Genomic DNA, 13,691 nt, shown 5'->3' on the forward strand with positions numbered 1-13,691 from the left:
GAGTTGGCATTAAGTAGGCCACTGCCGGGCGATATAGCGGTGGGCGCACCTGTGACGATGGTCCGGTGGGGCAAGGTGATTGCCGTATAATTACACCAATTCAAAAAGGACGCGCGAACACTCGCAGACACCGCTTACTACGGAACCGTGAGGCCAAGGAGGATGATACGGTTTGATGGTGGACATTAAGAATTTTCCTATCGCCAGCATCGTATTCGAGGGAGACTACCGCCTTGGGGCCCTTCAAGCTCTTTCGCTTGACCGGCTCTACGATCAACGCTCGGTCACGGAATATACCATCATTTTGAACGGCCAGGACGATGACAAGCTAGAGAGTTGCTTCCGGGCTGATGTCTTTCCAAAGCTTAGTGACAATCTGCGGGAGAAGATTAAGTTTCTTCGATGGAAAGATCTGCTTGGAGACGCGGAGCGCGACGGGTACTACGACCAGCAGGCGCTGAAGCTGGCGCTCGGCGGGTACTACGACAGTGACATGTATCTGATGCTGGATGCCAAGAATCATTTCACCCGTCCTACCAAGCCGGAAGACTTCATGGCTGACGGGAAGCCTGCCATGCCTATTGTCCGAGCGAACGACACTTGGCGTGGATATGTGAAAAATTCACTGGCGGCGGTAGGGAACATCACGGCAGACCCGGAAGTAATGATGCCGTCGATCACCCCGTTCATCATGCACACCAGAGAAGTGCGGGGGTTGAGGGATTTTCTCACAACCAAATATGACGCGGCTCTCCCCCAATCCTTGCGAAAAACTGGTGGGACGGAGTTCATTCTCTATTACGCATTCATCCAGAATCGCTTCAACGATCTCTACACCGACGCGCCTCAGCCGGTACGGACTTTGTTTACTAAATGGCCGCAAGATCCAGAGGTAGTCAAGAGATACATAGAAGAAGTCAGTGATCGGAATGTGCCGATCTTTGGCCTGCATCGAAAGCGTCTACCACAGCTGACTGATGGCCAGAAGGATATGATCGCCTCGATGTGGCACCGTCACCTGCTCTCCCCGTGGGAGAATGCTGAGTGGTTTCTCCAGTACGACTAGGCCATTCTTTCACCAATAATTCGGTTAATCGTCGTCATACTTTCTCTCAAAACTTGGGAATGCCCCGACTCCACCGGGTACGACGTGAGCCTATCGGCGGTTGCACTTTCGTTTCCCTGGTTGGACGCGTGGTCTCCCACCGCATAAAACCAATGGGTCTCCTTTTTCGCTGCCTCCGCGAGCAGACACTCCATCATGTCCGGGTAGGACACACCGTAATAATCGAGGGCGACCCCAATGTGGGAATAGCGGCTTTTTCTGATGGGGATATCAAGATTAGTAGATAGCGAGCAGACAATGAGCTGGTTGGCGGTGAAATACTCGCTCATCATCACTGCCGTTGCAGCTCCTTTACTTGCCCCAAGAATGGTTAGGGAGGAATCGTCGAGCGAAAATCTCTCGAGCTCGTTACGAATTGTTCTCTCGACACTTGGTTTTGGATCGTGCCCATGATTGTCAGAGAGCAGGTAGGACCCGAGATGGAAGTGCGGATCCTGAAATGAGAGGAAAGCACAATCATTGATGCCAACGGATTCCGCATTGAGGACGGTGTACGGAGCTGGCCATCCACCTTGTCCTTTAAAATGCGGGAAGGTTACCACTAGATGGCGGGGGTCTCCCCGAGCTCCTCGTCGAAATGGGATACCGGTCTCAGAATCGAGGGCGGTGTTCAAATGCGTCTGCTCCGGGCTCATGTAGTCGCTTTCACCGAAGCTTAATTCTTCGACAGTGCACGGAAACGGCACCTCAATTTTGGGTCGCCTTGAGACAGGCAAGTTCATGTAAACATGCTCGCTTTGGCCCGGTCGGGCAATTAACTCATAGATGCGGCGACCGTCATTAAGTCGAACTGTGTGCCAATTTTTTAATTCGTCTGACACCAGGCGAAAAGAATACAGCATAAGAAACTTCTATAACTCGGGGCACTTCAATGACCGAAAAACAGGCAGCCCTTCCACCTATCCGGAAAACACCTACCAACTACGTCGAAACGGTACTAGTCCACGCAGGAAACAGTCAAACGTCGAGTAGAATTTTTGCGGTTCCTCGTCGTTTAAGAATTTAACGCTTTTCCGTCCGGTACTTCTCAAGAAGCGCTTCTAGGTCCTCAAGCAATTTCGGACCATATTTCGGGTGGCGCAATCCAAACTCCACGCTGGCCGGAATGAATCCTGCCGGGTTGCCAAGGTCGTGGCGAATGCCGTCGTGGACAACGACGTGGACGGGATGGCCTTCGGAGATGAGCAGATCGAGGGCGTCGGTAAGCTGCAGCTCGCCGCCTTTGCCTGGTTTGATGCGACGGAGGGCGTCGAAAATCGCGCGGTCTAACAGGTAGCGGCCCGTAGCCACTAGGTTCGACGGTGCATCCTCGACCGCAGGCTTTTCCACCATGCCCACGACCTTCTTCACACGGGCATCACCAGTATCCTCAATATCAAACACACCGTAACTGGAGACATGGACGGGGTCGACTTCGACCGCCAATAACACCGAACCGCCCTGCTCCTGGCGCACCTGAATCATTTCACTCATGGCTACAGTCGGCTCAATGACATCATCGGGAAGCATGACAGCAAAGTAGTCTTCATCGTCATCTAATACAGATTCAGCCAATCCCACTGCGTGCCCCAATCCGAGTGGTTTTTCCTGGGTTACGGCAACTGGGTGAATGATCTCCGCGGCACGCTCAACCTTCGCCGCCTGCTCATCCTTGCCCCGCGCACGCAGAATCTCCACAAGGTCCGGGAACTCATCAAAGTGGCGCAGGACTTCGTCCTTGCTTGGCGACGTCACAATGGCCAGCCTCGATGCCCCCGCCGCCGCGGCTTCCTCCGCGATCATTTCAATGCCTGGAGTATCCACAACTGGGAGCAATTCCTTAGGGACAGTCTTCGTAGCGGGCAAGAAACGAGTACCCATACCAGCGGCTGGGACAACGACGGTGCGGACGGAAGTAGAATGAGCCATAGGCCAATCTTAAAGCACCGGGAGCCCCGCAGAGGGCCTCAGCCTACTAAGGAATGGATGTAGCGGCGCACGCACTCGTCGATGTCCACAGGTTCTTCTGCCCCACACGTCACCACAAACTAAACTTCGATTTATCTCGTCCTCATGCTCAAAGGAGTCTCTCATGCGTCGCCCGCCGCGGACCGGTAAAGCACTCGTTGCCCTAGCTCTCACCGCCTCACTAGTCACCGGCCATGTCTCTGCCCCAGCGCCTGCTCAGGCACAGCAATTTCCGGTCTTCCAGGTACCATCCTTTCCCCAGTTCAATGAGGAACAGGTTCGGCAGGCCGTTACCGCACTCGTAGCGCTTGCAGCAGGCGTTGGCGGTTTGGCACTCATCGCCGGCATACTACCCGGAGTCGGTTCTTCCAACGGCTCCTCGTCGCCCACAGCACCGAGCACCACTCCTGCGGCAACTCCAAGCACTCCTACTTCCACGCCTAAATCCTCCCAACCTTCAACCTCTCCGGTACCTACGGAGGAACCCAGCTCCTCGCCAGAACCGACCACGAGCACAGCTCCTGCCCCAGTCACCTCCGTGGAGCCCTCCCCCGGTTTTGCTCAGCACGTAGCCGGCATCAAGGAACGACTTACCACCAACGAAGATCAAGACCCACTGTGGGCGTGGACCGCTCCGCGCGGCCCGCAGCTCACCTTGCCTACGCACGAAGGCAGCGGTCAAGCCACCCACCCTTCAGTCCTCTACTTTGAGAATGGTTGGAACGGTTGGAAGTACTGGATGGCAATGACCCCGTACCCGGCCAGCGATGAAGGCGATGAGGATCCCAATGTGCTCGTCTCCAATGACGGCTGGACCTGGCAGGTTCCCGAGGGGCTAACTAACCCCATCGATGACCAGCTGGGCAAGCCTAACCCGCACAATTCCGACACCCAACTCGTCATAGCTCCCAGCGGCGAAATGTACATGACCTGGCGCATGGTCGATCGCCCGAACGGAAAGACCAACCGAATCTACCTAGTGAAATCCAGAGATGGTGTGCACTGGTCTGAGAAAGAAGAGATCTGGACCGGTGAGCCTCAGTTCATGTCCCAAGCCCTCATCTGGACGGGAGAAAAGTGGCGCCTCTACGGTGTAGCCAACGGCGGTGGTGTGCCTAACCGCGTGGTCTTTTACGAAAGCCCGGATCTCAAAACCTGGTCTGAACCAACCACCGTGTCATTTGACCCTGGCCTCACGTCAGGCCAGCGCCTGTGGCACATCGACGTCCAACTGTACGACGGTGAATACATCGGCCTCGTCCACATCATCCCGGGCACGGTCAAGCAAGGTAACCTCTACCTTCTGCGTTCTCAGGACGGTGTCACTTGGAAGCGCTCGGACACCCCGATCATCTCCCACGAGGAGTCCGGCTACCCCAACCTCTATAAATCCGCCCTAGTCCCCCACGGTAGCGGGGACGACCTCTCCTTCGAGCTGTACTACTCCGGCTTTAGCGAAGGCCGCGCTGACTGGCGCATCAACCGCACGGTGGCGGAGCGCATCAGCGCGGAGTAAGCCCACCGTCCGCGTACCCTCGTTCAACGGGCGCGGACAAAGCCCGAACCCGTTTGGACTTGACGTCGTAATCAAAGAGGAAGGTCTGGCTCCCACGAACGATGCGCAGTACGCGTTTGCCGGGCCCGTTCTCTTTGAAGGTGTACTCCACCTTGTCTTCCGGCTTGGCGACCACTACCGCGGTGAGCAACCCAAAGTCTCGGCTCGCACGTCCAAAACCCACAGTCCACGTGTCCGTGGGTTGCTCGTTACGGAAGACAAGTCCACGCTGTCCCTCACGGTCGCCTCGGGCGAGGTTCGTATCCGTAGGCTCGAAGTAGCGCGAGCCGTCGATACCGTAGCGGATGAACACCAATTGGGTTCCATCGACAACAGAGCGAAAACGAACTGTCTCGTACTGCGAGCGCGCGTATTCGAACTCTGGGGCCACATTCCAACGTTGCTCCGCGTACTCCACAGTGCGCGTCGGTTCAAGGCTGTCTGAGACCACCAAGGGCCCACAGTCTACGAAGCACGCACTGCGATTCCAGTGAAGGCCTCCCCAAGCGGTGTCCTCAAGATCGAACGCCGACCACGTTTCCTCGATCTGGTAATCCACCAGTCGTGACTCTGCTCCAGCGTCGTGTTCCTTTCCACGAACAGTAAGCACATTATGAGCTAGACGGCTCTGGGCATAGGAACGGAATGGGCCCCTCACATAACCGGGGTGGCCAGCATCAACAATAATGTTCCTTCCGCGATCCCAGTAAGTCAGTGACAGGTGGTCAAAATGCCCATGAATTTGCCGCGGCGGCCCGAAGCGCAGGGTGTAATAGCTCTCCAATTCCTTAGGCCTACGCTGACCAAACCCCGAACGTCCAAAAATGTAACCCGCCTCATATACCTTGACTCGCGGTATCTCAGCCCCAGCAGCACCATTCGATAGCGCGAATTCCAGTGCCCCTCCACGAACAAACTCTGGACGGCGAGGCATAGAATCACCGACTTCCACAAATGTTCCGGCCGGGGTAAGGGAATGGGCAATAAATTCCTCCAGAGGCTTTTGCTTCGCACGCAACGTCTCCGCACCCGGTGCCCCAAGCATTTCTAAAGCGTCAACAGCTGTCTTACGTAAACGTTCAATGTAGTTCGAGTACTCCGGTGCTTGTTCGTTGACAGCACCTTCACCATCAATCATGACCTCAAGGCACGCTACAGCGCGCTCAGAACCGGTAGAAAGCATCGACTCATCGCCCAGCCTATCTCCCACCACGAGCAGCGCAAGAGCCTGAGAGAGCCCATGATTCCAGTAGCCGTCGAAATGCTCCATGAGCCACTGCCCGTGATAAGCAATAGCTTCGTACAGCCATTCGTCTTCAGGGAAGACTTCACTGAGGGCGCTCAGAGATGCCGCTCTAATCGCGACCGCGTGTCCTCCCCACACATGCTCATCATCCTTCCATTCGGGAGTGGCGTGGTTCATCTCCCACCAGTTTGACGCCACTGTCCAAGCAAACTCTGCACCTAACTCGATCTCGTCTGACCATTCAGCCGCTGGTCTTTCCGCTGCCCGATCCACAATGAAGTCGATCCAATTCAGCGAGTGCAAGTAGAACCGCACAGTCGGGTGCAGTTTCAGTTCCTCGATTTGAGGCCAAAACGGATCGTCCAAGTTGAAGCGGACCTCGGGATAACTATGAATGCGGATCCCACCTCCCAGAACACGGGAGATTGTGTTCAGGCGACCTAAACCACCAGAAATGACGATGGGGCGTCCGCGGTCCGGGCCAGAGTAAAGAGACATAACAATTCCTTTCGCACCGGCAGGAGACCCGGTAACGACCTCCTGCACGCCTCTGCGCGTAGTGAGGATTACCCTACCAACCTAGGCGACCTCAGTTTTTCTCATGTAGCCCTTTAGCTACGTACTTCCCTTTAGTCCAAGAAATCAGGACATACTGCTCTACCCATTCACGTCCCGCTACAATAAGGAGTGGCCTAGGCAGTTAAGTAAGGAAATATCGTTGAAGAAAAGTTTTAAATTACCCTTCGAGGCTAGAGCTTGTTCCCTTTTGGCCTACAGCGATGAATCGCTCGAACACGGATTTTTCGCATATAAGGTTCAGTTTCCGTCTCTACCAGACCCCGAGAACTTCGCTCTCGAAAGTAGGTTGACGTGGAGTTCAGGGTTGGGTTCTCTGTACCGATACTCAGAACCCGTAGAGGCACACAAACATTCCTCGCAAGCTTTTTTCGAATTGCCAGATGGGTGCCGAGAAGTGGTCATCGAGCCCGTTAAATGGAAAAAGTCCAGTTCTCCCGCCCCCTCATTCGATTTCAATCTCATTGCCTACGGGCAGTGGTCAAGTGCAAATGTAGTTACCGTTTTCGGGGAGGAAATTCATGACTGATGTATCTGTTGTCATCGGTTTCCGAGACTGGGGCCTGAGAAGGCTTGAGCTCGCTCTAACGTCGGTCAAGGAGTCATTTGGCCGATACGATGGAGAGGTAATTCTTTCAGACTTCGGTTCTCTTAATCGGACTGAAAATGAAAGGCTCGCCGAACGAGTTGGCGCTAAATACGTATATTCGGAAGGCGAAGAGAATTGGTCGAGATCCCGCGCACTCAATGCGGGTTTCTCCATCGCCCAAGGCGACATTCTTGTTTCAACCGACGCTGACATGGTCTTTACCCCGACCTCCTTCGAGCGAATCGTCGAGATTGCTAACCAAGAACCAAAGGCGGCATTCTTCCTCCAATGCCGGGATCTACCTGAAGGTATGGATGACTTGTGGGTATCCGAAAACCCGCAAGCTTGGTCCGCCATGGAAAGAGCATCCCGCTTACGGCCACGCTGGGGTATGGGCGGCATGATGGCGATCCGCCGAGAAGGCTTTGATCTGATTCGAGGATTCGATGAACGTCTTCACACCTATGGTGGAGAAGATCTCGATTTTGCCCAGCGAGCTCGCCGCGCCGGATATCGAACTTTCTGGATCGATGATGCGGACGTTCGGATGTATCACATGTGGCATCCGCCGACCATCAACACCGTCTCACAAACCGAACTGGGCCAAGCAGCAGTCCAATTCAATCGGAACGTCGTTTACAACGATAAGACCTTTATCCGAAACACTCGCCACTGGAAATACCGGAATGGCGATAAAAAGCCCATCGTGACGGTGGCTATCTCCACATTTAACCGAAGCCAGTTCCTCCGTGAGACGATTCTCTCTGTTTTGAACCAAACCGTCCAAGACTTCGAAATAGTCATTGTCGATGACGGTGGCACGGACGACACCCGACAAGTCGTTGAGTCTTTCAACGACCCTCGGATTCGTTACTTCTGGCAAGAGAACCAGGGCATCTCAGCTGCCCGAAATCACGCAGCGCAAGTAAGTCGAGGCTTTTATACAGCGGTTATCGATGACGATGACCTAATGCATCCTAGGAGACTAGAGTGGCAGCTGGAGGGTGTTGAAGCTGGCTCAGTTGGTAATGTCGGTTGCTTTATTAATTTTGAAGATTCCGACGGAAGCATGCAGCTATTTGTAGGCAAGAACCCTACCGCCGAACGGGCTATCCCTAAGGGAGCTGCGCCTGGCCATGGCACGTGGATGGTACAGACTGATGTCCTGAGGAAAGTGAAATACGATACTACGCTTTCAAGCGGCGTCGATAACAACATTTTTCTCCGGATGCTGAGGTCCGGCTATAAAATCACGCACACGGGAAAGCCCGTTACTCTGCGCCGCATGCACCCTGGCCAAGTGACGAATACTGACACCGGCAATCAGACTCGGGCAGCATCTGAAACTCTGAATTTCCTACGCTGGAAGTACGACGGTACAGAGCGAAAGAAGGCTGAAGAGCTCTCCAAGAAAACACCGGAATGGCCGAAGATCGATGATAAACAGCTCATGATGGATCAGGCCCGCCCCTATCTTCCGGACCATCTGACAACGCGAACGGTGGTCACGAGCTCCACTTTGCCTAGCTTAGTCTGGGACGGCCAAGCAGCCTCGTCCACCATCACAGTTCTTGATGATTCCCTGTCCTCTAACGAGGGAAGCGAACTCGCTGTATCCCTCATAAATGATGCTAGTTACAGCGACATGGCGTCGTTGCGCCAGGCAGGTATCGATTTCGAGGTAAGCGAAACCAGCTCCACCGCTACTGGCGCAACTTTTGAGGCTTTGATTGGTTGCATCCTTACTGCTCTGCAAGACCAACCAACTCAAATCGATTACGTCTTGTTCGTTCCCAATTCCGAGGGCCACTACGACTCGTTCGCTGGTACCAAGGAGCAAGTTGCGGAAAAAATGTCATCTCTAGATAGTCCTGCAGGATCCTTCGTTGTGGGCGACGACTTTTTTGAGGTAGATCATGAAATTTAAACGCATCCGCGAACCCGGAAATCGTACCGGCTACGAGGCTGAGCTCTCCGAGTATGACTCGGTTCCTCCTAGCCTAAAGTTGTTGGTTGATGAACTTCCCGAAGGCATCGACCCCAACCGTGAAGCGGTAGCACTCTACCTGGTCTTTCGGAATTGGTGTGGCGGCGAGTTCACTGTCCCACGGTGGATGTCTCCTCACACGGGTGAGGTCATCGCCGCCGATGCGAGCCCCGTGAGACTGAGTCCAGCTCCGTTCGAGTTTTATCCTAAAGGTCTACCTATTGGGACTCGAAAAGTTGAATGCCATGACTCGATGAGCGGTTTAAAGGAGGACACGATTGCGGTCCTTCCTGCGCATTCGTGGTCAGGTGCCGTACGCGGGTATAACTCAGTCGCAGTCTCCTCAAACGCATTCGTGTTCCAACAAGATGATCAAGATATCGCCCCGCTTATCGGAATTGCGGTGCTGTTCGCAGATAATCTGAACGCTGACACGATTCGGGTACATGGAGACATCGGAGCTGACCGAGAGCGCGAAATAGCATCGTTGCTCTCTAGCGTTCGCTTGGGATTCGAAGTCGAACAATAAACCCGACTCGCTCCCCTCTTGTGCAAAGCTCAGAGGGGAGCGGCTCTATTACTCAGCGCTGCGGAAAAACTCGACAGTAGCGCTAATTCCATCCCTTAACGATGTCTGCGGACTCCACGCAATCATCTGCGTTGCTTTTGAGGAATCAAGTGATGAACGAGGGACATCACCTAATCTCGCGGGAGCAAAGAGAGGTTCGTCCGGTGCTCCCGCAGCCTTCGCTACCAGTGTGTGGAGTTCGCGGTCACTAGTTTCAATTCCGGTGCCAATATTAAACCGCTCACCGTTTGCTTCATTCTTCGATGAAAGATAGAAGGCTCGTGCAACGTCCTTGACATAGACGTAATCACGGGTATTTGAGCCTGAGCCAAACACTTTAGTTGGTTCACCGTTGAGAAGACGCTGGCTGAAAATTGCCACGACGCCCGCTTCACCGTGGGGATTCTGGCGCGGTCCGTACACATTTGCAGGGGCTACAAAGCTACAACCAATGCCGTAGAGACGGCTAAACATTTCCAAATAGAGTTCACCGGCAGCTTTTCCAGCGGCATACGGTGATTCCGGAGCCACAGAAGTTTGCTCGTCAACGGGGAACGATTCGGGTTGTCCGTAGATAGACCCGCCAGAGGAGGTATGGACAATTTTACGAACGCCATGGCGCCTTGCCGCGTCAGCAAGCTTCACCGTAGCCAGAACGTTCGTCTCACAGTCGTTTACGGGATCCTCGACAGACTTACGCACATCAATCTGCGCTGCCAGGTGGTAGACAACCTCCGTAGGGTGCTGCGTAAACAGCTCATCATAGTCAATGGTACGGATGTCGCCTTCAATTACGTTGACATCACCGTTCTGTCGAGCAGATTCAAGGTTGACCAGACGGCCGGAGGACAAGTTGTCTAAAACTGTGACCGTATGGCCTTCTTCAACGAGTAGATCGACGAGATGGGAACCAATAAACCCGGCGCCGCCGGTCACGAGACAATGCATAGGTGTGATGATAACACTGTCGCTCGTCGCTGCATCTAATATCAGTTCGCGAGTATCTGCTCCCATTGCGGCATTACAGTAGTCACATCCCAACTGCGAGAATATTCTCTCGCTGCTGATCCCATCTCTTTAAAGGATGCGTTTTCCCGGCCTTTCAGAATGACCTTAATGTGAGCCTCTGGACTGCAGTCTTGGGCATAGTCACCGAATACTTCCTTGACGCCTTCGCGCTGCCAGAATACTGGAATCGTCCGAGCAGCCATTCCCTCAGCTGGGGCTAGGTGGAAGCTCTCCAACTCGCTTGGAGACAAAATATATCCAACGCCACGATGCCAGGAAGCGATATCGGCACTAAAAGGATCAAATACGACGTGCTCAGTAAGCAACTCGCTTCGGGTAATACGCTCAAAGAAGTCTAGGTAGAGTTGCTTTTGAACGGGGTCACTCCATACATGTGGATACTCCCACGGCATTCGTCCCTTGATACGCAAGATATAACGTTCGTCGATCTTCGCAAGTTGCTCAATTAAGTCGAGCGCACGATCCGGACGCTTGAGAAACGGAACCATGCCGACGAGCCCCAGTGCAAACTGCGCGTCACTAGTCTTCGGGCGATCAAAGTCAAGTAGATCGACGGTATTAGGCACAACCATGGTCTTAGGTTCGGCAAGTCCGAATCGCGCAATCGCCTGTTTACGCACCCAATCCGAGACAAATATCATTTTGTCAACCTTGTCCCAGGCGACGCCTTCCATCCATGGACCGTCAAGTTCAAAGCGGTGCAGCCTGGCGACCAATCTCGTCTCATCGGGAAGGTTATTCGAATACCAAGCCAGCGAGGGGCCCGCCCATTCACAAAATACCGTATCGGCCCATTCTGCGAGTTCTCGGCTAGCCTCCTCGTCATGTGTATGGAGCGTAGTCCACTTGTCCTGGAGCACTTCGAATGATGGACTTCGGGTAAGGAACTCCATCAGCTCGCCCATGAATTTGAGGTCATGGGACGCTACAACTATCCGTTGTTGCCGAGTTTCTTCGGGTTCTAACAATGTCGATAAGGCACCAGCGCGTTCGAAGTATGACATAAACCTTTCACGGGCTTTGCTCATCGAGAAATACTCGCTAGCTTCTGCTGCCTTCTGGCGTGCTTCGGATATCAGTGGAAGGCCCGCTGCGACTCTACTAGCAACTTCCTCGACTGTGTCATCGGCGCGAACAAAGAACGGGTAATTTTCGCCCCAGAGCTGTCGATGATCCTCTGTTTCGTTGACGATTGGTGCAGCGCCGGCCGCACCATACTCTAGCGCCTTCGTTGAGACCTCAAGGCTCGAATCTAATTCCGCCGTTCGCCATCCAAAACCGAGGTCAGCTGCCATGATCCGCTCGATGGACTCTGTACGGGGAAGCGCTCCCAGCCACGTCACCCCGCTATCAGCGTTGGCATGTGCCTTCTCCAGTGCCTCTCGCATTTTTCCAACCCATTGGGGGTCATCTTTGGCCCTGTTAAACTTCGCCCCCACCACATCGAGCTGAGCGGCAATACCGAGTTCCTTTAGTTTCCGCGGAAGCTCCAGCATTTCAAGGGTCCGCCACTCACGAGCAAGCTTTCCTGCGTACACGATTTTGAGTGTACGGTGCATTGCGTTCTGCGGGTTTCTCGCAGTATTGAACGCGAAGTCCGGAATCATTGGAGGGATGAGCAGAACTTTTCCGGCCGCCTGCGGAACCAAGGCTTCCCAATACGAGCGCGCAGCCTCGGTTTGCGCGAAAATCCGACGCGAACACTCTGCAATGTGTTTTAGCCGCTGTACATTGGTTCCTGATAGCTTTTTCGGGGGAAAGGGCAGGTCAGTAACATAGGACCACAGCATCGGAGAAATTTTCTCGTTCAAGCTGAAATCATAGACTGCTTGGAAGCCTCTCACTACGATAGCGGTAGCACGATTCTCCTTAACGAGCCTTTCCACCAACTCAGCCGCAGCCGTCGTACTAAGGGCCGCGTCTTCTGCGATACCTTCGGGGGCATGGATGTGGATGTTTGCAATCCCATCGATTGCGCTCAGCAAAGTACGGTTTTGAGGATGGTTTTTTAGCTGGATATGGACCTCATCGAAAACGCCAGAAAGCACTTCAGAAATTGACATCAGCCAGATCGAAGAGCCATCGATAACGTTCGGACTTACATCGCCGTAGACCACAACTGAGCTCATTAATCTTTCCCCTCTTCCGTACTATTGCGTTCTGTTTCGCCGTGTAGCAATGCTCTAAAGACCGGTGCGTAAATATCATCCTCCCAACTCCACGTAGTGGAGTTCTTCGAAATCACCACTGTCGCACGTTGACGAAGCTCTTCGCTGAAATGATTCGAGGTTTCGCTGGGGCAGACGATAACGACAGTTCCGTTTTTCTTTGCTTTTGTCATGTGGTCCAGCAGTCGGAAAAAACTACTCGTCTTCTGCGTCGACAAAAGGCCCGACCACAAACCACGCTCGAACTGGCTTTCTTCAATTACGAGATAGCTAGCATCTCTCAACGGTTTCCCTAAGAGGTGAGGCGAGGCGATGCGCTCAACACTCGCCAAGTTTTGCAAGGATTCCGCAGAATCGTGTGAGCCAATGAGCTCAATACGTCGCGTCCACATTTCGGAACGCGCGCTCATCAATGCGTGTAGAACTTCAGAACTATCACTGTCCATAGTCTGTTCAGCAGCCATGCGTCCAGCTGTATGTGCGTCAGGGCGTCCGAGGATGTGCGACGCCGGAATAGTTGATGGCGAAAATATGCCTTGTTTAGTGTGCCTCTCCTCATCAGGCTTTTCAGACAGGTCCGCTGCAAGCAATGACATGGGTTCCCGCGCAGCACGCCGGTCCTGCTCTTGAATAGCCTTATAAATTTCCTGGAGCTGTTTTTCCACACGCAAATTGCGGCGTAAGGCTTCTTTGATCAGCCCTTCTGACTTCTTGCGTGCGGATAGTGACATCACGACAAACACAAACCCAACGACAACTGCGCAAACCAGAAGCACCTTACCGATAGCACTGCTCGCCACAACAATAGCGCCAATAAGAAGTACAGTCGCCAACCCTGCGAGGATAATCAGTCCCCGTCCACGGCGAAAATAGTCAAGGCTCATGGGAGTCATTCCTTCA

General features: G+C 53.7%; 10 protein-coding genes. 4 read left to right on the top strand and 6 right to left on the bottom strand.

Annotation, left to right across the window (positions count from 1 at the left end; translation table 11 throughout):
* The first annotated feature begins 175 nt into the window (after window positions 1-175).
* Complete coding sequence (locus HMPREF2565_RS05200; protein WP_070537909.1) at window positions 176-1,066, top strand: DUF6492 family protein; 891 nt, start codon at window positions 176-178, stop codon at window positions 1,064-1,066.
* Here HMPREF2565_RS05200 and HMPREF2565_RS13685 read toward each other — a convergent pair.
* Window positions 1,063-1,968: a hypothetical protein gene (locus tag HMPREF2565_RS13685; protein ID WP_141741505.1), complete on the bottom strand. Its 906-nt coding sequence runs from the start codon at window positions 1,966-1,968 to the stop codon at window positions 1,063-1,065. The genes HMPREF2565_RS05200 and HMPREF2565_RS13685 overlap by 4 nt on opposite strands.
* 160 nt (window positions 1,969-2,128) lie before the next feature.
* Window positions 2,129-3,034: a UTP--glucose-1-phosphate uridylyltransferase gene (locus HMPREF2565_RS05210; RefSeq protein WP_070537905.1), complete on the bottom strand. Its 906-nt coding sequence runs from the start codon at window positions 3,032-3,034 to the stop codon at window positions 2,129-2,131.
* Window positions 3,035-3,197: 163 nt separating this feature from the next.
* On the opposite strand from HMPREF2565_RS05210, the gene HMPREF2565_RS05215 reads away from it, so the two are divergent.
* Window positions 3,198-4,589 (top strand): sialidase family protein, encoded by a 1,392-nt coding sequence (locus HMPREF2565_RS05215; protein WP_141745885.1) that lies wholly within the window; start codon window positions 3,198-3,200, stop codon window positions 4,587-4,589.
* Here the strand turns inward: HMPREF2565_RS05215 and HMPREF2565_RS05220 are convergent.
* The gene (locus HMPREF2565_RS05220; RefSeq protein ID WP_070537903.1) at window positions 4,576-6,372 is read right to left on the bottom strand and encodes a heparinase II/III domain-containing protein; all 1,797 of its coding nucleotides are present in this window, start codon (window positions 6,370-6,372) and stop codon (window positions 4,576-4,578) included. The two genes, HMPREF2565_RS05215 and HMPREF2565_RS05220, sit on opposite strands and share 14 nt — an antisense overlap.
* Before the next feature lie 599 nt (window positions 6,373-6,971).
* Between HMPREF2565_RS05220 and HMPREF2565_RS05225 the strand changes: the two genes are divergently transcribed.
* Both HMPREF2565_RS05225 and HMPREF2565_RS05230 read left to right on the top strand, forming a co-directional pair.
* On the top strand, window positions 6,972-8,966 hold the full coding sequence (locus HMPREF2565_RS05225; protein ID WP_071406962.1) for a glycosyltransferase family 2 protein: 1,995 nt from the start codon (window positions 6,972-6,974) through the stop codon (window positions 8,964-8,966).
* Window positions 8,956-9,555, top strand: a complete 600-nt coding sequence (locus HMPREF2565_RS05230; RefSeq protein ID WP_070537901.1) for a hypothetical protein — start codon at window positions 8,956-8,958, stop codon at window positions 9,553-9,555. The genes HMPREF2565_RS05225 and HMPREF2565_RS05230 overlap by 11 nt, the downstream gene beginning before the upstream one ends.
* A 48-nt stretch (window positions 9,556-9,603) precedes the next feature.
* Here the strand turns inward: HMPREF2565_RS05230 and HMPREF2565_RS13370 are convergent, their stop codons facing one another.
* The 3 genes from HMPREF2565_RS13370 to HMPREF2565_RS05245 are packed head-to-tail and all read right to left on the bottom strand — an operon-like array spanning window position 9,604 to window position 13,675.
* Window positions 9,604-10,542, bottom strand: coding sequence for an NAD-dependent epimerase/dehydratase family protein (locus tag HMPREF2565_RS13370; RefSeq protein ID WP_084738716.1), 939 nt, complete (start codon window positions 10,540-10,542; stop codon window positions 9,604-9,606).
* Window positions 10,543-10,583: 41 nt separating this feature from the next.
* On the bottom strand, window positions 10,584-12,752 hold the full coding sequence (locus HMPREF2565_RS05240) for a glycosyltransferase (RefSeq protein ID WP_070537899.1): 2,169 nt from the start codon (window positions 12,750-12,752) through the stop codon (window positions 10,584-10,586).
* Window positions 12,752-13,675, bottom strand: a complete 924-nt coding sequence (locus HMPREF2565_RS05245; protein ID WP_070537898.1) for a hypothetical protein — start codon at window positions 13,673-13,675, stop codon at window positions 12,752-12,754. Before HMPREF2565_RS05245 ends, HMPREF2565_RS05240 begins: the two co-directional genes overlap by 1 nt.
* Window positions 13,676-13,691 lie beyond the last annotated feature (16 nt).

It is taken from the genome of Corynebacterium sp. HMSC072A04, from assembly GCF_001809235.1.
Classification (GTDB): Bacteria; Actinomycetota; Actinomycetes; order Mycobacteriales; family Mycobacteriaceae; genus Corynebacterium; species Corynebacterium hiratae.